We start from the raw sequence: 23,611 nt of genomic DNA on the forward strand, positions 1-23,611 counted from the left end.
GGGTTTTGCTTGGTTAATATAATTTTTTACCGGTTGATATGTTTGTAATCTTTCGATTACATCAGAACAGGCTTGCCAAAGCGGATGCGACATAGCACGTTTTCTTCATGAACTTCACTCTGCGATTTCAGCCCCCGATCAGTACCCAGAGCGCGATCAAGCGCAGGGCAATCCTGTCGCATCTTTCCGCTGGCGGATTGAAACGGGTGACCACCATCATTGCGCCGGCTGGCTATGGCAAGACATCCCTGGCTGCGCAATGGTTCGATACCCTGCGCGCCGAAGGCTACAGCCTGTCCTGGCTTGCGCTGGATCAGGAATATAGCGACCAGACACAGTTCCTGCTGCTGCTGCTGGAAGCCGTCAATGCCCTGCGTCTGGAAGAAGGCACGGGTGTCGACTCCAGCATGACCGTCGCCTCGCTTCTGGCCTTGTTATCCACGCGGTTGCGCAAGATCACCGAGCCGGTCATCCTGTTTCTGGATGACTATCACTTCGCCCAGACGGATGCGACCGAAGCAATCGTCGCGCGGCTGTTGGGCGACCAGACGCTGAATCACCTGAAACTGGTGCTGATTTCGCGCACGCCACCGCGCTTTCCGGTGTCCGCCCTGCGGTTGAAAGGCGAATTCCGCCAGGTCAATATTGCCGAACTGGGGTTTTCCGACCAGGAAGCTGAGGAGTTTTTTGCCGGACAGACTGCCAGCTTGAGCCGGGCGCAAGTGGCTGGGCTCAATAAAAGGACGGAAGGCTGGGCGGTTGCCTTGCAGATGATCCGGTTGCTGATTGCCGAAAATGTCGATGGCGGCACGCTGTTCACCACCTTCGACGGCGGCAACGCCGAAATGGGTAGCTATTTGTCGGAGCAGGTCTTTGCCAACCTGCCTGAAGATGTGCAGGAACTGCTTTTAAAGACGGCGCCTTTCCCCACCGTCAACCGCGATCTGGTTGAGGCCGTCTTCGCCGATGCCCATAGCGCCGACTTGCTTGGCAAGTTGGGAGATCATGCCCTGCCAATCGCTATGCTCGCAGGCGGAGGAGGCTGGATCCGCTATCACCCGGTTTTCAATGCCTTCCTGAAGGAAGAGGCCGCTCGACGTGGCTATCAAGTCCAGGATGTTCTGGAACGGGCGGCGCGCTGGTTCCAATCGACCGGCGATTTCGATGCTGCCGTGCGCCATGCGCTGATGAGTGGCAATGCCAATCTGGCTGCGGAAATCGTCGAGACCAGCGGCGGCTGGCGGCGGGTCTATACGACCAGCCGAGGGGGTGCCAGCGTGTTCAACTCCATCATGGCCAATGTTTCGGCCATTGATCTCACCTGTTTTCCACTGACCACGCTTGGCCTGTCGGTGGTCAGTGCCAAAGCCGGGCATCTTGATGCCGCCAACCATTATCTCGGTATTGCGGAGAGAGCCGACACGGCTGCTCCGGATACGTTTACCAGTGATCTGCGAGTGGTCCGTGTCCTGCTGGGGCTGTATTTCGACCGCCCTGCCTGCGCCGAAGACTTGGCCGCATTGGAAAACGATCTGACAGACATTGCCAGCACCGAACTCGTACACCGCGCCATGGTGTTGAATATGCTGTCTTATAATTTTCTCGACCGCAGCGACATGGATCGGGCCTTGCATTACGGCCATCTCGCGGTTCAGACGTTCCGTGACGGCGGTGCTGATTTCGGCGCGGTACATCTGTACACCCATATCGGCCAGGCTGCTTTTTTCAGTGGCGATTGCTCCGGCGCCGAGGAGTATTATCAGCAATTGATCGATGAAGTGCAGGCCTGCATTGGCAAGGGCACCGATCTCGACGCCTTGGGACAGGTGCTCAAGGCAGAATTGCTGGTCATGCGTGGCGATCTGGAGGCCGCCGGTGCTTGTCTGCGCTGGGCCTTGCCGCATCTGGAACGCCATGATGCCTGGTTCGATCTTCTGGCCGCTGGGTTTACCGCCCAGCAGATGATCTTCCGCCTAGAAGGCGACATGACAGCAGCCCATGCACTGGCGGACCGGACACGGTCGGCGGCCAAGCGGCGTGGTTTTCATCGGTTGATCCGGCTGATCGACGGCGCCCGGGTGTTGCTCCTGTTGGAAAGCGGTGATGTCGAGCAGGCGATTCGCTACGCAAAGGCCCATGGCTTTGGCATGGAAGACATCACCTCGGTGCCGGATAATAGTCTGGCGATCCATTTGCGTGGATTGACGCCGGCTCTGCTTTGGGCACGCATCCATTTGGTTCGCGGCGATCTCGAGCGCTCCAGACAAGCGCTTTCCATCCTGATCAGCCAGCAACCAACGAAAATCCACGATCTTCGCAGCGTGGAACTGGCGCTTCTCGACATGCGTCTGTTGATTGCCGAGGAAAAACGCGAGATCGTTGCGGCCCGCCTGGAAGATCTGCTGTTGACCTTTCCGATGGAAGATTTTCGGGCCATGATCTGGATTGAAGGCGACGATTTCCTGGGCGATCTCAGGGCAATTGCCGAGGAAAGCCCGATGTCGGCAGTTCTGCGTCAACGGCTGCAAGCCCTGCTACCGGAAGGAAAGGTGGCGCCGGAGATCAGCGAAGACGTGCCGCTTCATGGTCTCTCGTCATCCGCGCTGACAGACAGGGAGCTTGCTGTCATGGCGCTGCTCAGCCAGGGCTTCAGCAATAAGGAAATCGGTCGTAAACTGGCCTTGAGCGACAACACGATCAAATTTCATCTGCGCAATATTTTCGCAAAGCTCAAGGTCACTACCCGCACCGCCGCAGTCGGTGCCGCTCGCCGCGCTGGCATCTCACTGTAATTGCAGTTTTATAGCAAGGTAAGTAGATGGCCGAATTCTTGTTTGGTTTTGCAAGGCGCGGGATCAGCTTAGCCTGGCTGCACCAAGCAAGTCGTCGTCAAATTGCATATTATAAGAAGAGTCATTGAACACGACTCTTCTAATTTCGCTTTCGAATATCTCAAGCCTTTGATGCATGTGAGATATTCGAAATTTCTCGACAGCGAAAACCCGGCATCAGCCGCCGAAGATCGTCCGCAACAGGTCGATACCACGGTCATCGAAACTCACTTCGCCCTGCTTATTTCCAGGACCTACCACGATAACCTTGCTGCCGATTTCGGCGCGGGCATAGAGATCCTCGACATCCTTGTTGTTCATACGGATACAACCCGAGGACAGGTTCAGCCCGATCGACCATGGCTGATTGGTGCCATGGATGCGAAAAATTGTATCGCGATTGCCCTTGTAGAGATACATGGCGCGCGCACCGAGCGGATTATCAGGCCCTCCTTCCTGTACGACGGGCAGGATATGACCGCGACGCGCTTCACGCACACGCATTTCTTCCGGCGGACGCCAGCTTGGCCATTCCACCTTGCGACCGATATTGACGACACCCGACCAGCCGAAACCCTCGCGCCCGACGCCGACGCCGTAGCGGATCGCCCGGTTATTGCCCTCGACGAGATAGAGGAACTTGTTATTGGTATCGATGATAACAGTACCCGGCGCCTCATCGGTTCTGAGCCGCACCAGCCGCCGCTTGAACTTGTCGGGAACTTCCCGCTTCATCATCTGCGGTGTTACAACGCTGCTGGCCGTCGAGTTGGCCGGATCGTCCGCTCTCGGTGCTGCTGCCGCGCCTGAAGCTGGCAAGGCCAGTGCTGCCATCATCAACGCGGCCATCGCCACACCCGTTCCCCTCATCCGCATAGGCAATTTCCCTCTCCAAACAGTTCGAGTAAAACTATCCAAGCTTAGCAATGTTGCAAGCCGTCTCCGGTCGATTTTGTCAAAAAAGTGACAAGAGTGTGACGTAAACTCAGCAGCCTGCCTCTGGTCACATCACGATGACTTTCGTACCCACGGGTACGCGGCCATAGAGATCGGTTACATCCTGATTGCGCATGCGGATGCAGCCTGAAGACACGCCATAGCCGATTGTCCATGGCGCGTTGGTCCCGTGAATACGGTAGAGGGTCGAGCCAAGATAAAGCGCCCGTGCTCCCAATGGATTTTCCGGCCCACCCTGCATACGGGCTGGCAGATAATGGCCCTTGGCAGCTTCGCGCGCGATCATTTCCTGCGGCGGAATCCATTCCGGCCACTCTGTCTTGCGGGTCACCTTGTGCTCGCCCGCCCATTCAAAACCGGGCTTGCCGACGCCGACGCCATAGCGGCGGGCCATTCCTCCGTCCATCACCAGATATAGAAAGCGATTATTCGTGTCGATCACCAGCGTGCCCGGCTTTTCTCTGGTCTGGTAAGCGACAACCTGCGGCAGGAATTGTGCGGGCGTCGATGACATCTGTCTGGGCGCGGGCATGGCCGTCGCTTGTTGAAGCGCAGGCCGCAGCGGTGCGGCGGAAGCGGCAGGTTGGCGGTATTGTTGCGGAACCGGCTTGGTCACCGGGCGATAGTAAACGGGCTGGGCGACAGAAGGCCTGCTCGGATTAACGGCTGGTGGCTCGACCCGCACACCCAATTGCAATAGCCATGGCGCTGCAAGGTCCGGACTGACGACAACCGGTGGCCGGGTTTGATAGCGATCCTGCGCCACAGCTTGCCCGACTATAGCGGGCCAGGTGAGTGTCACTGACAAGGCAAAACAGGCTTTCAGGAGAAAACGCGGTGACAGCATCGGCTAAACCCATTTTTTAAAACGATCAGGACCCACAGTCCGTTGGGATCAACCTGCCACCGCCACTTGTGGAAAAGGTAAACACGCATTCATTCAAATTGCCGCCAAGCAGGAAAGCTTTTGTCAGGGTTAGTATTTCGTTTGAAAATACAGTGAACAAAGAGTAAACAAAAAATCGAACAAGGGGAGCGGGAATGGATAGTGCGGGATTGATTGCAGATGACGCTGGCGTATGGCGCTGTTCGTGGCACGGGGGACTTGCCGATTACCGTCGCTATCATGACGAGGAATGGGGCCGCCCTGTTACCGACGACCACCGCCTGTTTGAGAAAATCTGCCTGGAAGGCTTTCAATCCGGCCTGTCCTGGCTAACCATTCTGCGCAAGCGGGAGAATTTTCGCGCCGCCTTTGCCGGTTTCGACTTTGCAAAAGTGGCACTATTCGATGATGCGGACATAGCCCGTTGCCTTGCCGATACCGGCATCGTACGCCATCGCGGCAAGATCGTTTCCACCATCAACAATGCCCGGCGGGCCTTGGAATTGCAGGCAGAGTTCGGCTCCCTCGCCGCTTATTTCTGGCGTTTTGAGCCTGGTCCCGAAGAACGCCCGGCAAAAATGGATTATGCGACGCTGCGCGCCAATCCCACCTCGCCCACCTCAATCCGGTTGTCGAAGGAATTGAAGAAGCGCGGCTGGAGTTTTGTCGGCCCTACCACCGTCTATGCCTTCATGCAGGCGATGGGACTGGTTAATGATCACCTGGAAGGCTGCGTCTGCCGGGAGACTGTGGAGCAGTTGAAGGCCGGATTTGTAAGACCGAGCCAACCTTCAGCCAATTGAGGCAACAAGTTCCGGCAAGGCGCTGATCTCAGGTAATTCTCGAAAGCGCGGTGCATCGACAGGCTTTTCCACATGCTCAAAAACCCAGGTCAGTTCATGCGGCACGAACACACCCCAGGCACCGACCGCCAGCGCTGGGACGATGTCGGATTTCAGTGAATTGCCGACCATCATCGCGCGTTCCGGCTCATCGCCGTGCTTTGAAAAAAGCCGCCGATAGGTAGTGGCGTTTTTATCGGAGACGATTTCAACCGCGTCGAAAAAGTCGCCAAGCCCCGATTGCGCCAGCTTGCGCTCCTGGTCGAACAGGTCGCCCTTGGTAATCATCACCAGGAAATATCGCCCCGCCAAGGCTTCCAGCACATCGCGCACGCCGGGCAGCGTTTCCACGGGATGGCTGAGAAGATCGCGGCCAATCGCCAAAATCTCGCCGATCACCGTGCCGGGCGCCCTTCCCTCGGTAATTTCCAGCGCGGTCTCAATCATCGACAGGGTAAAACCTTTGATGCCGAAACCGTAATGGGCCAGATTACGCTTTTCCGCCTCCAATAGCCGATCCGAAATCATCGACGGCTCGGCGTAATCGGCCAGTAGCGACCGGAAATGCTCTTCCGTCAGCCGGTAGAATTGCTCGTTCTGCCACAACGTATCGTCGGCATCGAGGCCAATGGTGGTCAGAGCCCGCGTCATCTCTTCCTCCAAGCTACAGCGCCGTGCGTTTTATAAAACGCACAAAGGACGCTGTAACACTTTAAATCTGCTGCATAATTTTCTCCCTAAATCGATTCCGAGTTAAGGAATTATGCAGTAGGCAAGCCGCATGGCTGCCTCAAGCGCATCAGTTGCCCGAGACAGCCGCAGCGGTTTATTGACCGTGCATCTCAAGCCATTGCTGCATCATGGCAATTTCGCCCTGCTGCGCCTTGATGATCTCTTCGGCCAGCGTGCGGATCTTTTCGTCCTTGCCATATTGCAACTCCACCTTGGCCATGTCGATAGCGCCCTGATGGTGGGCAATCATTCCGCGCACGAAATCCACATCGGCATTGCCGGTCATCGGCATGGCCATGGCCTTATGCATCCTGGCGTTGGCGGCTGTAAAAGCCTTGCTGGATGGCGCGTTCAACGTGGTCGAGGGCATGGAATGATCCATGCCTTTCATGGTGTCCTCAGCATAAGCGGCAGTGGTGGCAAGCAACAGGCTTGCGGCAAGAAGTATGGTTTTGACCATGACGGTCCCTTTCTGATGATGACAAGTCAGTCGAAATCCGGCTTTTCCCGGATTCAGGGCTCTTTCATCCATCAGAAACGGGGCGGCGGCACCAAGGGCAGAGGGGCAAGCGACAGCAGCCGAGGAGCAGATGACGGCAACGGCGCATCCCCCACCATTGGCTTGCCCAAAAGAGTGGAAAAATCCGCAAGCAGGCTCACGCAGGCCGCGCAATGGCCACACCCCATTGCCTGGTGCTGGTCGGGACAGTTACGATCCATCTTGTGGACATGCTCAGATGGACTTGCTGCGTGAAATGGCGATGCAGTCGGCATCGCATCATGGCCTTGGTGTGTTTCGGCACCCTGCATCGTCATCGGCGAAACCATGCCGACAGGTGCTGCCATGCCGCTGACGGGCATGACACCGTAAGCCAGAGCGGCAATAACCAGCATAAGGCGAAGAACGAGAGCCATGGAAGCAGTGTATGCCAATCGCCTCATGAGGCAAGCATTTTCGATCAGCCCTTCCGGCTCTTGAGCTGGCCTGCCAGATCCAGCCATTGCTGCGCCCGGCGCGCCCAGGTGAAGTGGGTCCGGACATAGTCCGTCCGTTCCTGGCGCCGTGCTGCGGCCGCCGCTGGATCTCGCTTCATCGCAACCAAAGCCTCGCTGGCAAATTCGATATAATTCTGCGCGAGTTGCCGGTAGGATGGTGCCATATCCATGAACTGACCGAGTCCATTTAGAACTTCCGGTAACGCACCAAGTCGCGTCGTCAGCACATCCGCCCCGCTAGCCAAGGCTTCGACAGCGGCTATGCAAAATGTTTCCGCGAATGTCGATGGATAAGTCAAAGCAGCTGCATTCCCCATGACATCAGCCAGTTTTTTCTGCGAAACCGAATCTTGGTAAGTCACACCCGCTAGGCTGCGTGCAACTTCATAGAGATAGGCATTGGGGTCATTCTGCCCATCAGCTGTATAAATCTTTACGCCCGAGAAAATTTTAAGCTCTGCCCCTGACACCCGGGCGCGAATGGATGGAAAAGCTAACAGTAGAATATCCAATCCGCGAAAGGGTGTGCTGGTATAGGTCAGGACTGGCGGAGCGCCGATCTCAAACCATGCCGGTTGCAAGGGACGCTCCAGAAACGCAGGAGATACTGCATTGCCGATCACCGCCGCCCGCGTTGGTTCAAGGCCAAAGGCCGTGGCATAATCGTTGAGCTGCCAATCGCTCACCATGACAAAGGCGTCCCAGACGGCACGTTCCTCCGCATTGCGCAGGGTCGAAACCGACACCTGATCGGCAGCATGATGGCAATAGAGCACCATGGGAATACTCTTCGGTACGACCTGACGAAATTTGATGCCCAACGCCACCGATACCACGACGACGATATCGAATTGGCCGAACCCCTCACGCCCGATCGTACTGCTTGCCACCAGCCGAACACCTCTGACCACCCGCTCCCGGCTGGGATTGTTCATCAGGGTCACCGTGGCACCAGCCTTGACCAATTCCTCGGAAAGATAGGCAATGGCGGATTGCGTGCCGCCGAGTGGCTTTTGCAGCGGCGTTTCCGGGTCGTAATCACCACCACCCGGATCGAGAAACAGAAAATTCACGCAGCCCCCAATGACTCACGTCAGCAATATTTCGAATCAACCTGACAAAGTATAGATGACCTTGTGAACAATCCGGTAGTCCTTGCTCTCTTCCCCCAGCGGCACGACGGGCCAATCCCAGCCATGCTCTGCTTCAGGCGGAGCAATACCCGCCAGAAGATCGGTTTCCTCGCGCAGCACATCATTGCGGTCGATGACGGAGAAGGAAATATCCGTGAGAAGACAGGTGCGGGCGGGCAATAGTGCCAGCCCGTCGAGATGGGCGCGGATCAGCCGGGCGACGCTATCCCAGGGCATCGCCCCCGCCTGCTCCCCGGCCAGGCGCTTTTTGGCACCCATACCGATCTGGGAAAGAAGATTGGCCGAGACCACCAGATCAAGCCAGGGAACGCGACGCAGGAAATCCAGCGGTTCCGGCACCTCTCCCTGTTTCAGTGCATCGTAGCCGGAGAGATCGCGCTCTATAAAGCGGACGTTTTTCAGCCCCTTCATCGCCACCCAGGCCCTAACACTGGCAACATGCACCAGATCCACCAACACGACGGTATCGAAGGCCCGTGACAATTCCAAAACAGGCACATCGCGCAGCAGGCCGGAGCCAAGCACGACAACCGTTCGGCGCGGCATGATCGGCTGTGCCGCATGTAGGATCGACCGCTTGCAGTTGCGCTCATGCTCGGCCCAATCGCTGGCGCAGCGACGAGCGCGCGACCAGAGATTGATGGAATAGCGGATATAAGGCCGATGCGCTTTCGACGTCACCCACCATGTTGCCGCGTAATTCAGCGCTTCGAGGATCATTCCCGGCCTATAGCATCGGCGTCGGGCCGAAACCAGCCTTCGGCCTTGCCGCTCAAGGCGTCATCCACTAAGACAGCCGCAACACACACTCCCCTAGCATTCGGTGCCGATCATGAGCGAAAAGACCAAAAAGCCCCAGAAACTGAGAGCCCGCCTGCCGCGTGGTTTCGTGGATCGGCAAGCCCATGATATCCGCGCTGTCAACGAGATGACCGCGAAAATCCGCGAAGTCTATGAGCGCTACGGCTTCGATCCCATTGAGACGCCGCTGTTTGAATATACCGATGCGCTTGGCAAGTTCCTGCCCGACAGCGACCGCCCCAACGAAGGCGTGTTCTCGCTTCAGGACGATGACGAGCAATGGATGAGCCTGCGCTACGACCTGACCGCACCGCTCGCCCGCCATGTCGCGGAAAATTTCAACGAGATCCAGCTGCCCTACCGCACCTACCGCGCCGGCTATGTGTTCCGCAACGAAAAGCCGGGTCCGGGCCGCTTCCGCCAGTTCATGCAGTTCGATGCCGACAGCGTTGGCGCGCCGGGCGTGCAGGCTGATGCCGAAATGTGCATGATGATGGCCGATACTCTGGAAGCACTGGGCATCAAGCGTGGTGATTACGTGATCCGGGTGAACAACCGCAAGGTGTTGGATGGGGTGCTTGAAACAATTGGTCTTGGGGGTAACGATAAAGCCACTCAACGTTTGAACGCACTACGCGCCATCGACAAATTAGATAAATTCGGTCCGGAGGGCGTGAAGCTTTTGCTCGGCCAAGGGCGCAAGGACGAATCTGGCGACTTCACAAAAGGCGTAGGGCTTAGCGAGCCTCAAGTAACCAAATTGCTCGAGTTTATCGCTATCTTGCAGACCGCTGAAGCTATGCTTGGGTCTCATCCTCTAATGCAGAATCCGGTTCCCGGCATTGTGCTGGACGGACCTAAAGCAGTGCGCGGCGCGATATTTGACACTCTTCACAATAACTTCAAGGACTCCCCCATTGGAGTTGAAGGTATCTTTGAACTTAAGCAAATTTGGCAATTAGTTGAGTCAGCAGGCTACGGCCCTGACCGCATCAAAATAGACCCCTCCGTCGTCCGCGGCCTAGAATACTACACCGGCCCCGTCTATGAAGCCGAACTGACCTTCGACGTCACCAACGAAAAAGGCGAAAAGGTCGTGTTTGGCTCGGTCGGCGGCGGTGGGCGGTATGATGGCCTCGTATCGCGCTTCATGGGCCAGCCCGTTCCGGCCACCGGCTTTTCCATTGGCGTCTCCCGCCTGATGACGGCCTTGAAGAACCTGGGCAAGCTGGGTGCTGACGAAGTAATCGCGCCGGTTCTGATCACGGTCATGGATGGCGATGTCGAGAGCATGGGGCGCTATCAGCGCTTTACCCAGGCGCTTCGCAATGAAGGCATTCGCGCTGAAATGTATCAGGGCAACTGGAAGAAATTCGGCAATCAGCTGAAATATGCCGATCGTCGCGGCTCCCCCATCGCCATCATCCAGGGCGGCGATGAGCGCGAACAGGGCGTGGTGCAGATCAAAGACCTGATCGAAGGCAAGCGTCTGTCGGGCGAGATCACCGACAACACCGAATGGCGCGAAGCCCGCGTGGCGCAAATTGTCGTGCCGGAAGCAGAGCTTGTTGCCAAGGTGAAAGAAATTCTGGCCGCCCAGGCGGAAGATCGGGCGCGGGCGAAGTAGGGTTTTCGAAGTCGGCAAAAGAGAATATTACGCCCTCTAACGCCCCCTTCCCCCTCCACTCTTTATACGCTAGAACCAATTCAGGATCGGTTGTAACGCACCGATCCCGGAGCGTAGAAACTCCTCGAGAAGCGGCCGGTGTCGGTCGTTATAAAGACACCCCTCAGCCATAGGTTTGTGGCTGAGGCGGTGGGCTATGTCTATATGGTCCACTCTCCATCCTTCTATGGTCGGGGAGGCCTTGGCGTATGTCCAGAGCTTCGGCTTAAAGGCCAGGGCGGTCGTTCTTCTTGCGGCTTTTCTACCTCCCCGATCGCCAGAGACCGTTCTCTGGCGATCGCTTGGTTTTCAAGCGTGGGAGGCAATGGACAATGGCCGATTACAACCTCTGGGCCGATCTTTTCGATACGTGGCAATCCTCATCCGACTGGATCAAGGCGCTGGTCATCGTGACACCGCCGGTTTTTGCGATCAGCGTGTTGGCCCTGCTGCTGCGCCACAGGCGGGAGAGACCGGGAACACCACCCGAAGTGGCAATTTACCAACCGCCCCAGCGCCCGGAAGACTCGGCGGAGATTGTCGACGTCACCATTCTCGACGCGGCAACAAACCTTCAAACCCGGATCGAGGAAGCCCGCAACGCCCTGCTGCCACAGAACCGCACCCTGCCCGACAGCGAAGAATTGGGGCGCCGGACCATCCGTCAGCAGATCGAACAGATCATTCTCGAAGAATACCACCGCCAGTCCGATCCGGCTGACGCCCTTGAGCGCGTGCGGCAATTCTTGAGACAACACCAGACCCTCGGATAGGCCCAGACTGCTGACAAAGCCCTTGCATGTATCCTCAACGTCATGCTCGGCCTTGTGCCGAGCATCTAAGCACGATAATTTAATCCATCAACGTCAAAGACTTATTCGGAGACAGCAGACCCTCGGGACAAGCCCGAGGGTGACGAAATGCCGAGATCGGAGTTTGTCAATAAACTGGACCCTCTCAGGGGGCCGTCATTTGCCTGAGGATTGACGATAACCAAGGCGTTTGCGGGGTGACGCCCCGCTCTAGCTCCGGTAATCTGAAGCGGCAGCGAAGGCCACGGAGACCGTTTTGCAAGACAGCGCCCCCATTCCAGTTTCGCAATGGAACGAGATGAAAAAGCTCGAAGCCTCGTGGTTCGACCGGCTGTCCACCGTCTGCCTCACCGTCGGCGTGGCCGCGCCCATCGCCGCCAGCAGCCTTTCGCCGAATGGTGATCATAAATTACCGCTGCTTGGCTTCGTCTTCTGGATTTTTCTGGCAACACGACGTCACTTGATGAATTGGCTTCGCCCCCCTCATCCCCCTGCCGGGGACTTCTCCCCGCTGGGGAGAAGAGGTCAACACGACAGCACTGAGTCTTATCGTGAGGCTGCGGGAAACCGCTTTTGCTGCGCGTAGAAGGCACAAGGATGCCGCAGGTCTCTTCTCCCAATCGGGGAGAAGGTGGCGGCAGAGGCAAGAGGGGGCGGCGAAGCCGAAAAACGTTTGCGGCGTGTACTGTGCTTTCCGAACCTCACAGACGCTCGATTCTTTTGTTATCGTTTGTCTTTTCGGGACAGCCGGGGTCCACTTTTCCCTGCCAAACTGGTAGGTTCTCTATTCTGGAGATGAAACAGTGACAAGTTTTGAGCAGATATACACTGTCATGCCGCTTGGCCTGCTGGTTCTGGCCGGGGGCCTGCTGGCCTATAAAAAATGGCAGCATAGCCAGACCCATCATTGACATAACAGTCAAAGGGTGGTGTTCGGATTATCCCGAATGCATGCGTAACTGACCGGGATAGTCAATGCCTCTGATCAATATGCCGGATTTCGCCGGTGCTCTTCTTGACGACTTTGCCGCGCGTGGCGCAGCAAGGGTCGATACCCCGGTTATCCAGCCCGCCGAGCCGTTTCTGGATATGGCGGGCGAGGATCTGCGCCGCCGAATTTTCCTTACCGAAAGCGAGACCGGCGAAAGCCTGTGCCTGCGGCCGGAATTTACCATTCCCGTCTGTCTCAGCCATATCGAAAACGCCACCGGCACGCCGAAACGCTACGCCTATCTGGGTGAAGTGTTTCGCCAGCGTCGCGAAGGCGGCAATGAATTCTATCAGGCTGGCATTGAAGATCTTGGCGAGCCCGCCACCGCCCGCGCCGATGCCCGCGCCATTAATGATGCCATCGGCATTCTGCACAAGCTGCTGCCCGGACGTCCGCTGACCATCATGCTCGGCGATCAGGCGGTGTTTGAGGCCGTGGTCAAGACGCTGGGTCTACCCTCCGGCTGGCAAAGACGGCTGATCCAGGCGTTTGGCGACAGCACCCATCTCGATCAATTGTTGAAAACCCTCGCCAGCCCACAAACGGCGCATGGTCTCGATCCGGCTGTGGAAGCGCTGCTATCGTCCGGCGACGAAGCCGGGCTGATCGCCCATCTCGACCGGACCATGGAAGACACCGGCTATTCCACCAATGCCAGCCGCAGCCCCCGCGAAATTGCCGCGAGGCTGAAGGAAAAGCTGGCGCTGGCCGAAACCCGGCTGGATGGCGCCGCCCTTTTGCTGCTGCGCGAGTTTCTATCGCTGGAATTACCACTGAGCGAAGCCGCCTCAGCCTTGGCGGGCTTTGCTGATGCGGCGGGTCTGTCGCTGGGTGCGGCTCTTGCAGGGTTTGAGGCACGGATCGCCGCACTGACCGACCTTGGCGTCGATCTCTCCCGGATCACCTATCGCGCCGCCTTTGGTCGACCACTGGATTATTATACCGGGCTGGTGTTTGAAGTGGCGCTTTCCGGCGAAGCCGCCGTTTTGGCCGGTGGCGGACGGTTCGACCGGCTGCTGACCCTGCTCGGTGCAAAACACACCATTCCCGCCGTCGGCTTCTCCCTCTGGCTGGACCGCATTGAACTGGCGAGGGCACGCTGATGACCATTACCATCGGATTGCCCTCCAAGGGCCGGATGAAGGAAGACGCCTCGGCGATTTTTGCCCGTGCAGGGCTGACCATTACCGCTGTCGGCAATGACCGCTCCTATCGCGGCCGGGTCGAAGGCGAGGATATCGAGATTGCCTATCTTTCCGCCTCGGAAATTTCCCGCGAAATCGGCAATGGAACCGTCGATTTCGGCGTCACCGGTGAAGATTTGATCCGCGAAGAGCTGGCGGATGCCGATAAGCGGGTGGAAATCGCCGCACGGCTTGGTTTTGGCCATGCCGATGTGGTGGTGGCCGTACCTGACATCTGGCTGGACGTGGACAGCATGGCTGATCTGGGGGATGTGGCGCAGGAATTTCGCGCCCGCCACGGCCGAAGGCTGGCGATAGCCACCAAATACTGGCGCCTGACCCAGCAGTTCTTCTCCCGCCAGCATGGTATCCAGCTTTACCGGATCGTCGAAAGCCTCGGCGCCACCGAAGGCGCACCCGCCGCTGGCCAGGCCGACATAATCGTTGATATCACCTCCACCGGCTCAACCCTGCGGGCAAACCACCTGAAAGTGTTGAGTGATGGCATCATCCTGCGCTCACAAGCGTGCCTGGTTCGCGCCCGCAAGCCAGAGCATGAAGGCAATGCTCAGATTGGCAAAATCATCGACGCTGTCAGAAGCGCACTCTGAATTATCAGAGTAAACGTAATGTAGTTGACTGCTTCCAACATTTCCCAAATTCAATAATGACGTAAAAGCCCAGGGTCTGAATAGACGCTGGGCTTTTTTTCGGAAAAATTTATATTTCACTAAATAGAATTGAATACATGTTTATTAAACCTGAATATATAAAACACACAGAATGTAATTTTTGATAATTATTTAAATTTGAAATATCGTATCATCGTTTTTATGTAAAAGTACTTTATGGCGCAAATCGATGGCTAAATTGATTTAAAATATCTATTTTACGACATTTTCAGTATGTATTTATGGAAAAAATATCAAATAATGATATTTACTTCATAATAAATAATTGACTCCCGCAAAAATAAAAACCTAAATGATGTACACGGAAAAATGATGATAAATGAATTTATATTTTACAACAGAATATAAATGAGCGTTATTTCCATGTATTTAACATGCAATAACTTTTCTAATTTTTCCGTGATTGTTCATTTTATCATATCTGGGGGTAATGATGAAATACCATATGAAAGCACTTCTTATTGTATCGTTGTTCTTGGGCACTGGTGAAACACTCACCATAGCAAACGCAGGGGTCTGCAATCCGTTCACTAAGGTTTGCTCCGGCCCTCACGGTGGCTAAGGCTGTTTAGAGTTTGTCAGGGAAAACAGGGGTTCCTTTCCCTGACAAATTACCAGCCGATGACCGTGATCCATAACAGCATGCCGTTCAAAGCAAAAAGCCCGTCGGATCGCTCCGGCGGGCCTTTGTATTTATCCCGGCTTGAAAAGAGCCGGTCGATACAGGAAATTTTTATCGGCTATATTGAATAGCCCCCTGCATATCAGGCAAGCGCCAGCTTACCACCGCGACGGGCGTCCAGCGAGTAGGCGCCAGCTCCGACCGTTGCCAGCAGGATATAAGCGCCAGCAAGGGTGAAGTTCTTCATCATCATGATGCCGTTCAGTGTGTTGATCCAGCCGAGTGCTGCATCCGGCCAGCCGGGAACAGCAACCGTGCCGCTATGGAAGACAGCGCCGGTGAAGATGCAAAACAGCGCCAAGGCCCAGCCAACGATCTTCGTCTGAAAGCCGACGAGGACGGAAAGACCCGTGATCAACTCAAACGCACCGGCCAGATAAGCCAGAGCCGTCGCAGCAGGCAGTCCAGCGCCAGTGATCATGCCGGCCGTGGAAGCCGGATCGGTCAGTTTGCCAAAGCCAGACAGAATGAAAATGAAGGAGAGAAGAATTCTGGCGAGCAGAAGGATCGCGTTATTGGTATTTGACATGGAAGGCTCCAGTGTGATGACTGCGGGGCGCAAATTGGTTAGAAAACTGTGAAGCCGTTTTCCCACATCTCTACTGTTTCAGATAGGTGGACAATAATTGACGTATCGTTCACAATTTGAGAACAAACACCATCTTCGACACCCTGGCATTCATTAGGATATTGTCATGACTGACCTTTCTTCCTTCCCGATCACCCAGCGCTGGCCTGCCCAAAATCCAGAGATCATTCAGCTCTATTCGCTGCCGACACCAAATGGCGTCAAGGTATCGATTGCGCTGGAAGAGCTGGAATTGCCCTATGAGGCGCATCTGGTGACTTTCTCCGACAATGCGCAGAAATCCCCCGAATTCGTCTCGCTCAATCCGAATGGCCGCATCCCGGCTATCCTCGACCCGCACGGGCTGGACGGAAAACCGATCGGCGTGTTTGAATCGGGTGCGATTCTGGTCTATCTGGCCGAAAAGACCGGACGGCTTTTGCCAAAGGACGGTCCGGGCCGCTACAGCGTCCTGCAATGGCTGTTCTTCCAGATGGGCGGTGTCGGGCCGATGTTTGGCCAGTTCGGCCATTTCCACAAATATGCCGCCGATAAGGTCGCCAACAATTCCTACCCGATGGAGCGTTATCGCGACGAAACCCGTCGCTTGTTGGCCGTGCTCGAGGCAGAACTTGCTCACCGTCCCTGGCTTGCCGGTGACGAGTACAGCATTGCCGATATTGCCACCTGGCCGTGGGTACGCTGCATTACCGCTGGTTATGAAGCCGCCGAGGTCATTGGTCTTTCCAATTATCCCGCCGTCATGGATTGGGCCGCTCGCGGCGAAGCCCGTCCCGCCAGCCAAAAGGGCCTGAATATTCCTCCGCGCCCAGTGTGAGGCTCATCTTGATCGAACTGACCTGGTCAGAAACGCTTGCAATTCAACGCACCATCCCGCTCCACTGCGGCAGCGGGATGGGTGTTGCCTTGCGGGCGTACCGTCACGGCATAGTTGCCAGCAAAACGGTTGATATCCTCTCCCTGCATGCTGGCATTCAATAGGATATCGACAATCATGATGTCTCCATCCTCACCCGAGGTGGATGAGGTTCGTAGTTGAAAGCTGCGATCATCATGCCTCGATTGCACACTGTCGGCCATAGCGAGCCGAACGGCACCCGTCACTGTCCTGCCCTCGCCCGGCACGCTTTGCCCCGGCTTGAACACCATGACGCCGCGCAGATTTCCAAGCGGCCAGCCCGGTTCTTCCTTGAAAGCGGCCTCTATCGACAATTTCAGTTGGACATCATCAACTGCACAATAATAACGATCCATGGCCTCAGCCCCTGGTGTCAGGCACGCGAAAATCACCAAGGCTTCATTCAGGATCAATACAAATCGGTTTATCATCGCCCGCCCTCCAGACAGGACCCAGCAACAGGGTTGCTAAAAACCGATTATTGCATGCCGCGATTATAAATCCTTTAATTTCTGGGGTTTTTCTCCGCCAAATGCCCAGTTGAGCAATTCGACAGTGTGGACGACAGGGATGTCGGTTCCCGAACCGATCTGAGTCATACAGCCAATATTACCAGCAGCGACGACATCGGGGTTGACAGCCTGGATGTTGCGCAGCTTGCGGGCTTTCAATTGCTGCGAAATGTCCGGCTGGAGAATATTATAGGTTCCAGCCGAGCCGCAGCATAAATGCCCTTCCGCCGGATCACGCACCGTAAACCCCGCCGTTTTCAGCAGTAATTTCGGCAGGGCCGTTATCTTCTGGCCGTGTTGTAGCGAACAGGCGGAATGATAGGCAACGGTCACGCCCTTATCCGCCTGCTGCGGCAGATCCAGACTGGCCAGGTACTCGCTCACATCCTTCGCCAGCGCCGAAACCCGTGCTGCCTTGGTGCTATAGATGGGGTCGTGGCGCAGCATATGGCCGTAATCCTTGATGGTGGTGCCACAGCCGGATGTGGTGATAACGATGGCATCTAACCCACTGATCTCACCCGGCCCGATCTCCACCATCCAGGCATCAATATTACGCCGGGCCGCGGCAAGCGCATCCGTCTCACGCCCCATGTGATGCACCAGCGCCCCGCAGCAGCTTTCCCCTTTCGGCACGACGACCTCGATACCCAGCCGGGTCAGCAGCGCAACAGTCGCGTCATTGATACCGGGATCAAGCACCGACTGAGCGCAGCCGGTCAGAAGCGCCACCCGGCCTTTGCGATTGCCCCGCGCCGAATGCAAACCCGGGCGTGAGATGGGCGATGGATAAGGCACATCCTGAGGCGCCAGTCGCAACATCGCCGCCATCGGCTTCAAGGCGGCAACACGCTCCATCAGTGGCGCAAACGGGCGTCCAAACCGGGCAAAGGCCAGCGCCACCCGCATACGCCCCGGATAGGGCAGCACCGCTGCCAGCATTTTGCGGAGCAACCGGTCGGCCAGCGGCCTCTTATAGGTATTTTCGATATGGTTGCGGGCGTGATCCACCAGATGCATGTAATCGACACCGGAGGGACAGGTCGTAGTACAGGCCAGACAGGACAGACACCGATCGATATGCGTGACGATTTCCTCATCCGCCGCCCGCCCGTTTTCCAGCATATCCTTGATCAGATAGATGCGCCCGCGCGGACTGTCCAACTCATTGCCAAGCGTGACATAGGTGGGACAGGTCGCGGTGCAGAAGCCGCAATGCACGCAGCGGCGCAGAATGCTCTCGGCTTCTGCGGTTTTTGGATCGGCAAGTTGGGTTATGGAAAAATTGGTCTGCACCTATTCCTTCTTTCTCCTGAAGAGCACTGCATAGGCCTGAAAGGCGGTCAATTCCGGACGCCGTTTCTTAACAGCGGACTCTGCCTCGACCCCAACTTCTTCGCATCGTCCTTTGAACGTAAAATCTGGGAACTTCTCTTCACATTTGCTGAGAAAGTCTTTCAGCACAGATTTCTTGTCCTTGGTAGAAGTATTGGTCGTTTCTCTCATGGAAGCAACAGCGCCCCATTTCAACGTACCTTCTTCCTGAGTATCCAGACGTGACAAAAGCGAAGAGATTTTGCGGATATCATCTTCGCAGTTTGAAAAGGAAAAATGTCGTTTTACCTCAACCACACCTTCCGGCAAATTGTGCCGATTCCAGTAAACGACGTCGGCCCTCTGCCCGTCGCTATCCTTGTAAACACTGTCTTCCACCTCGCCACCCAGCGACCACTTCACCAGCTCCCAACACGTTGTTTCCAGAGTAACGAAGCACTCCTCTCCTCTCTCGGCACCTGAATTGTACAGTGTTTCGGCAATCGTTGCCGAAATCAAAGGCTCAATCCCATATTCATGAACGGTAGCACCTCCCGACATGCGCAAATATTTTCGATTTGCTTCGTGCGTTCCTTCAATAATCAGACCAATGGCATCATCGATTTTCAGCATTTCAATCCCCCTGATGAGTGTTGCAAAAAAGCGCATATCAACAGGTGGTAAATTTTCAGAAAATCCCGTTATGATTGAATACCATTTTTGGATCGAGAGAACGTCGAACCTGTTGCATCAAGGCAGCCACAGCAGCTTGTGATGGATCGAATGAGGATGAGGCACGTCTGGTTGCCTCATCGGCTCGCAGAAGAGAGGCATGTCCCCCACCAAGTGCCATTATCCCCTTCCGGATGAGTTCACCCTCCGGGTCCGCTTCCATCTGCATCCAGACCAGACCGCCCTGCCAGTCGTAAAAGGCATCGATAGCCGCATGCAGGCGTAGGCCTGCGACCAGGTGATGGCCTGCTGTCGGTGCGACGGATACTTTCCAGACCGGCTTGTCCAGCATGGCCGCGAAGGGGCGTACATCGCGGATTTCCCGCCAAACAACAAGACTTTGCGGCTCATCCAGCAGCGTGACGGGTCCAAGCCGTTCCATCACCGCTAAAAGCTTTTCCGTCCGCTCGAGCACCGAGGCAGGCAGGCCTTCCAGCCGCAATACCGTGGCTGGTCCATCCGGTAGATTTCCGCCGATCAGGCGGGGCCGAACCAGTTCCGGGAGATGGGCAGCGCCTGTCACCTCGACCGGCATTGCAAGCGCGACGGCCATGGTATGGGCGGCGGCGGCATCGTCAAGACCTGACACCACGACGGTTTGCGTCACGCGTGGACGCGGCAGAACCTTGAAGGTGACTTCCGTCAAAAACCCAAGCGTACCATGCGAACCGGCCAGAAGTTTCGCCAGATCAAGCCCGGTGACATTCTTCATCACCCGCCCACCTGCTTTGATCGCCTCACCCTTGCCATTGACGAAACGGACACCCAGCAGGTGATCGCGCGCCGCCCCTGCCACAAAGCGCCGAGGTCCTGAAGCATTGACGCTGAAGGCGCCGCCAACCGTCGGCTCCCCTGTCGTCCCCATCAAACCGCGATGATCCGGCGGCTCAAAGGCCAGCGACTGGCCTTTCTCGGATACCGCCGCCTCGATCTCGGCCATAGGTGTCCCGGCTTTCGCCGTCAGCACCATTTCTGCCGGATTATAGGCAATTACCCCGGAAAGCCCGGTGGATGACAGTATCGCATCCGTCTCGAGAGGGTTGCCGAAGCCTGAGCGCGTACCGCCACCCTTGATGGCCAGCGTCCGGCCCGTCGCGGCGCTCTCGGCAATGATCGCTGCGGCCTCATCTTCCGTTTGCGGTGCCAGAAACGCGCTCACGCCCGGCCCTCCAGCGGAAAGACCTTGCTGGGGTTGAGCAGCCAATCGGGATCGAAAGCGGCTCGGACCGCCATTTGCTGGGCAAGATCCGCCTTGGAAAACTGATGGCGCATCAGGTCGCGCTTTTCGATGCCGACACCATGCTCGCCGGTCAGGCAGCCACCGGCATCGACGCAGAGCTTGAGAATTTCATTGCCCGCCGCCTCCGCCTTGGCGGCATCTTCGGGATCGTTGATATTGTAGAGGATCAGAGGATGCATATTGCCGTCACCAGCATGAAAGACATTGGCAACCCGCAGGCCGTAACGGTCAATGATCTCCGAGGTCTTTTTCAAAACATAGGCCAATTGACTGAGCGGCACCGTGCCATCCATACAGATATAATCGGCAATCCGGCCCGTCGCCCCGAAGGCGGATTTGCGGCCTTTCCAGATCAGAGCTGCTTCCGTCGCCGATTGGCTTTCGCGGATGGTTTTCACCCCATGGCGGCGGGCGATTTCGCAGATATCGGCCAGCATCGCCTCCATCTCGGCGTCCGATCCCTCGACCTCGATGATCAGCAGCGCCTCGACATCCATGGGATAACCGGCATGGGCGAAGGCCTCGCAAATTTCGATGGCGGGCTTGTCCATGAATTCCATCGCCACCGGCACGATGCCAGCCCCAATGATATCGGCAACGCAGGTACCAGCAGCCTCGGCGCTATCGAAGCCGAACAGGACCGGACGCGCGCCTTCCGGCTTGGCCAGCAGCCGCACGGTCGCCTCGGTGACGATGCCCAACTGCCCCTCCGAACCACAGATCAGGCCAAGCAGATCGTAACCGCTGCTATCGAGTGCCTTGCCGCCCAGTTCAATCACCGTGCCATCGACCAGCACCATCTTCACGCCGAGAAGATTGTTGGTGGTCACGCCATATTTCAGACAGTGCGCACCACCGGAATTCATGCCGATATTGCCGCCAATCGTACAGGCCAGCTGCGAACTAGGATCGGGCGCGTAGAAAAACCCCTGCGGCCCAACTGCTTCCGAAATTGCCAGATTGGTCACGCCAGCCTGCACAGTGGCGGTGCGGTTCATAAAATCGATGTCGAGAATTCGGGTCATGGCCGACAGGCCGATCACCACCGCATCCTCCTGGGGGATCGCGCCGCCGGAAAGCGAGGTACCCGCGCCGCGCGGCACGACTGGCAGCTTATGGCGATGGCAATATTGCATCACGGCCGCCACCTGCGTCGTCGTTTCAGGCAGAGCGACACAGAGCGGCTGGCGGCGATAGGCCAGCAACCCATCGGTCTCGAAGGGCACCAGCTCTCTTGGCTTATGGATCAGCCGCTCCTTGGGCAGGATTGCCGACAGTTCGGCGACGATCCGGTCACGTCGATCAAGAATGCCAGCATCGGGCTTTAGAAATTCAATGGTATCGGCCATCCAGTCCTCCCGAAGCGCCGCTCAGATGAAGCACCTTATCTGCGTCGGCCAATTCCTCAAATGAAAACCGCGCGGAGATGGCCATCCTCTCCATCTGCCGTTTGCTCCTCGAAGCTCACAGCTGCCAGCCGCCCTTTCAGAACCTTGTCAACGAAGGTCTTCGGGCAACAGCATCCAGAACGAATATTTCTTGGCGTGCTTTAGTCTCAGGCTCTGCATGAACCTGACATGATCGTATTGGCCGTTAATGGCCGAAACACGCGGCGCCAGATCGGTCAATGCTGCAATATAGGATGCAGCATGGTGATAGGCTTGTGACGCACTGCGCTTGAGAATGTCACTGACCAGCACCTGGTAAAGCACCGTTGCCGCTTCCGGCTGTTCCTCCGAGAGCTTCTCCGCCGCGGTGGAAAGCAGTTCATATTGGCGACCGTCCCAGTCCTGGGCATGGTCAATCACCAGGCGCGCCGCAAGATCAAGCTTTGGCCAGCCGATCAGAAACCACAGGGATTTGTAGGTATCCTTGCTGTTCATCACCAGGTTCAGCGCCTTGTCCATTTCCTCGAATTCGGCGAAATCATCCAGCTTAGCAATATAGGTTCGCAGCACGTCTGGCTCGAATGTCTCGCAGAACTCCTGCCAGCGTAAAGCCTGGGCATCCCCTCGCCGTTTGAGGCGTTCAAGAATATCGGCCTCCAGCAGTTTACGCTCCTGCACACCATAGTCCGGGCCAGCCGCTGCCGTCATACCGCCGATACGGACGACACGCATGCCCTTTGGCTTTCTGCGCACCCACTCAAGCGCCTGCTCGAAACGCTGGGCGTCAAACAGCAGATGCGCCAGGACAAGACTATCCTGATAGAGTTCCGGCTTCGCCTCTTCCAACCGGATCACCTCATCAAAATCCTGACGCTTCACGGCGAGATCCTGAAGGAGTTGCAGGATGTGTTGTGGCGCGCGACTGTTCTTGAGCGCTGATTCCAGCAATTGCTTCCAGGTATCGGCGGCGGCTGTGCCAAGCACTGCTATCATTTGTGAAAAGACATCGCCCAGCTCACGGTGCTTGTCAGCAGCCCGAACCTTTTCCAGGGCCGGCACCAGCATGACCTGACCTGTCTCTGGCAAAGCCGCAATCATCGAAACCGCAGCAGCAATAATTTCTTCCGACAGTTTTTCCAGCTTGGCGCTGCGGTCGTATAAGCGATGCGTCATCCCCAGCATCACTGACATCATCCGCACCATCCGCTCGGCTGCGGCAACTGGATCATCGCCAAGCTCGCCGCCAATGGTCCGCATCATGCCGCCCAGCTCGGTCGATAATTCGCGCGCACGGTTGGCGGTAATGCCGGAGGCAGAGCGTTCAATCTGATCAAGACGCTTGTCGATCCGGGCAAGCACTTTCGTTGATCCCACCGTACCCGCAAGAGCCGCTTGCAAGCGCAGTTTCAGGGCTTTATTGGCGCTGGCCTCATCCAGCAGGATCTCCGCCAATTTTTCTGCGCCAAGCGAAGCCAGTCCGGCACGATCGAATTTCGCAGCAGCTTTCTTTGCCATCGTCTTCTCTCTCAAAACGCGCGCACCATAAGGACCCAGGATGAACAGCAAAAGAAGCGCCTCATGGAGAAAAGGCAAATAAGGTCATATTTAGGAATTATTTTCGGTGTAATCGAATAAAAGGCCGATATGACGCAACAAACAAGACGGTCAAAGACAAAATTTCGCGGCCATGCGAATCGTCATCATTCGCGACA

General features: G+C 56.5%; 22 protein-coding genes. 8 read left to right on the forward strand and 14 right to left on the reverse strand.

Going from position 1 to position 23,611, the window contains the following annotated elements:
* The first annotated feature begins 107 nt into the window (after window positions 1-107).
* Window positions 108-2,792: a LuxR C-terminal-related transcriptional regulator gene (locus tag H1Y61_RS22035; protein ID WP_180574836.1), complete on the forward strand. Its 2,685-nt coding sequence runs from the start codon at window positions 108-110 to the stop codon at window positions 2,790-2,792.
* 216 nt (window positions 2,793-3,008) lie between these two features.
* On the opposite strand, the gene H1Y61_RS22040 is transcribed toward H1Y61_RS22035, so the two are convergent.
* A complete protein-coding gene (locus tag H1Y61_RS22040) occupies window positions 3,009-3,707 on the reverse strand; it encodes a L,D-transpeptidase (RefSeq protein ID WP_409068191.1) in 699 nt (232 codons plus the stop codon).
* Window positions 3,708-3,834: 127 nt separating this feature from the next.
* Window positions 3,835-4,635, reverse strand: a complete 801-nt coding sequence (locus H1Y61_RS22045; protein WP_234903473.1) for a L,D-transpeptidase — start codon at window positions 4,633-4,635, stop codon at window positions 3,835-3,837.
* Between the two features lie 194 nt (window positions 4,636-4,829).
* On the opposite strand from H1Y61_RS22045, the gene H1Y61_RS22050 reads away from it, so the two are divergent.
* Window positions 4,830-5,477, forward strand: a complete 648-nt coding sequence (locus tag H1Y61_RS22050) for a DNA-3-methyladenine glycosylase I (protein ID WP_180574837.1) — start codon at window positions 4,830-4,832, stop codon at window positions 5,475-5,477.
* Here H1Y61_RS22050 and H1Y61_RS22055 read toward each other — a convergent pair.
* From H1Y61_RS22055 to H1Y61_RS22075, 5 genes are all read right to left on the reverse strand, one after another.
* Window positions 5,466-6,167 carry an HAD family hydrolase gene (locus H1Y61_RS22055; RefSeq protein WP_180574838.1) on the reverse strand — a complete coding sequence of 234 codons (702 nt, stop codon included), beginning with the start codon at window positions 6,165-6,167 and terminating at the stop codon, window positions 5,466-5,468. The two genes, H1Y61_RS22050 and H1Y61_RS22055, sit on opposite strands and share 12 nt — an antisense overlap.
* Before the next feature lie 175 nt (window positions 6,168-6,342).
* Complete coding sequence (gene copM / locus H1Y61_RS22060) at window positions 6,343-6,708, reverse strand: CopM family metallochaperone (protein WP_174112764.1); 366 nt, start codon at window positions 6,706-6,708, stop codon at window positions 6,343-6,345.
* A 71-nt stretch (window positions 6,709-6,779) separates the two neighbouring features.
* Window positions 6,780-7,163, reverse strand: coding sequence for a hypothetical protein (locus tag H1Y61_RS22065; protein ID WP_180574839.1), 384 nt, complete (start codon window positions 7,161-7,163; stop codon window positions 6,780-6,782).
* 44 nt (window positions 7,164-7,207) lie between these two features.
* Window positions 7,208-8,317, reverse strand: a complete 1,110-nt coding sequence (locus tag H1Y61_RS22070) for a glycosyltransferase family 4 protein (protein ID WP_180574840.1) — start codon at window positions 8,315-8,317, stop codon at window positions 7,208-7,210.
* Between the two features lie 36 nt (window positions 8,318-8,353).
* Entirely contained in the window at window positions 8,354-9,118 is a 765-nt protein-coding gene (locus H1Y61_RS22075; RefSeq protein ID WP_180574841.1) for a hypothetical protein, read from the reverse strand.
* 112 nt (window positions 9,119-9,230) lie between these two features.
* Here H1Y61_RS22075 and hisS point away from each other — a divergent pair, with 112 nt between their 5' ends.
* From hisS to hisG, 5 genes are all read left to right on the forward strand, one after another.
* Window positions 9,231-10,826 carry a histidine--tRNA ligase gene (gene hisS, locus H1Y61_RS22080; RefSeq protein WP_180574842.1) on the forward strand — a complete coding sequence of 532 codons (1,596 nt, stop codon included), beginning with the start codon at window positions 9,231-9,233 and terminating at the stop codon, window positions 10,824-10,826.
* A gap of 371 nt (window positions 10,827-11,197) precedes the next feature.
* The gene (locus H1Y61_RS22085) at window positions 11,198-11,638 is read left to right on the forward strand and encodes a protein kinase (RefSeq protein WP_180574843.1); all 441 of its coding nucleotides are present in this window, start codon (window positions 11,198-11,200) and stop codon (window positions 11,636-11,638) included.
* Between the two features lie 295 nt (window positions 11,639-11,933).
* Complete coding sequence (locus H1Y61_RS22090) at window positions 11,934-12,263, forward strand: hypothetical protein (protein ID WP_180574844.1); 330 nt, start codon at window positions 11,934-11,936, stop codon at window positions 12,261-12,263.
* Between the two features lie 389 nt (window positions 12,264-12,652).
* On the forward strand, window positions 12,653-13,771 hold the full coding sequence (locus H1Y61_RS22095; RefSeq protein ID WP_180574845.1) for an ATP phosphoribosyltransferase regulatory subunit: 1,119 nt from the start codon (window positions 12,653-12,655) through the stop codon (window positions 13,769-13,771).
* Window positions 13,771-14,463: an ATP phosphoribosyltransferase gene (hisG, locus tag H1Y61_RS22100; protein WP_012654099.1), complete on the forward strand. Its 693-nt coding sequence runs from the start codon at window positions 13,771-13,773 to the stop codon at window positions 14,461-14,463. Before H1Y61_RS22095 ends, hisG begins: the two co-directional genes overlap by 1 nt.
* An 845-nt stretch (window positions 14,464-15,308) precedes the next feature.
* On the opposite strand, the gene H1Y61_RS22105 is transcribed toward hisG, so the two are convergent.
* The gene (locus H1Y61_RS22105) at window positions 15,309-15,755 is read right to left on the reverse strand and encodes a DoxX family protein (protein ID WP_012654098.1); all 447 of its coding nucleotides are present in this window, start codon (window positions 15,753-15,755) and stop codon (window positions 15,309-15,311) included.
* 166 nt (window positions 15,756-15,921) lie between these two features.
* Between H1Y61_RS22105 and H1Y61_RS22110 the strand changes: the two genes are divergently transcribed.
* Entirely contained in the window at window positions 15,922-16,632 is a 711-nt protein-coding gene (locus H1Y61_RS22110; RefSeq protein WP_180574846.1) for a glutathione binding-like protein, read from the forward strand.
* A 26-nt stretch (window positions 16,633-16,658) separates the two neighbouring features.
* Here the strand turns inward: H1Y61_RS22110 and H1Y61_RS22115 are convergent, their stop codons facing one another.
* The 6 genes from H1Y61_RS22115 to H1Y61_RS22140 all read right to left on the reverse strand — a co-directional run bounded on the left by H1Y61_RS22115 (window position 16,659) and on the right by H1Y61_RS22140 (window position 23,414).
* Entirely contained in the window at window positions 16,659-17,144 is a 486-nt protein-coding gene (locus H1Y61_RS22115) for a hypothetical protein (RefSeq protein WP_180574847.1), read from the reverse strand.
* Window positions 17,145-17,207: 63 nt separating this feature from the next.
* Entirely contained in the window at window positions 17,208-18,521 is a 1,314-nt protein-coding gene (glcF, locus tag H1Y61_RS22120; protein ID WP_180574848.1) for a glycolate oxidase subunit GlcF, read from the reverse strand.
* Window positions 18,522-19,172 (reverse strand): hypothetical protein, encoded by a 651-nt coding sequence (locus H1Y61_RS22125; protein WP_180574849.1) that lies wholly within the window; start codon window positions 19,170-19,172, stop codon window positions 18,522-18,524.
* 55 nt (window positions 19,173-19,227) lie between these two features.
* The gene (locus tag H1Y61_RS22130) at window positions 19,228-20,430 is read right to left on the reverse strand and encodes an FAD-binding protein (RefSeq protein WP_180574850.1); all 1,203 of its coding nucleotides are present in this window, start codon (window positions 20,428-20,430) and stop codon (window positions 19,228-19,230) included.
* Entirely contained in the window at window positions 20,427-21,860 is a 1,434-nt protein-coding gene (locus H1Y61_RS22135; RefSeq protein ID WP_180574851.1) for an FAD-linked oxidase C-terminal domain-containing protein, read from the reverse strand. Before H1Y61_RS22135 ends, H1Y61_RS22130 begins: the two co-directional genes overlap by 4 nt.
* A 147-nt stretch (window positions 21,861-22,007) precedes the next feature.
* Window positions 22,008-23,414: a DUF6880 family protein gene (locus H1Y61_RS22140; RefSeq protein WP_180574852.1), complete on the reverse strand. Its 1,407-nt coding sequence runs from the start codon at window positions 23,412-23,414 to the stop codon at window positions 22,008-22,010.
* Window positions 23,415-23,611 lie beyond the last annotated feature (197 nt).

It is taken from the genome of Agrobacterium vitis, from assembly GCF_013426735.1.
GTDB lineage: Bacteria > Pseudomonadota > Alphaproteobacteria > Rhizobiales > Rhizobiaceae > Allorhizobium > Allorhizobium vitis_D.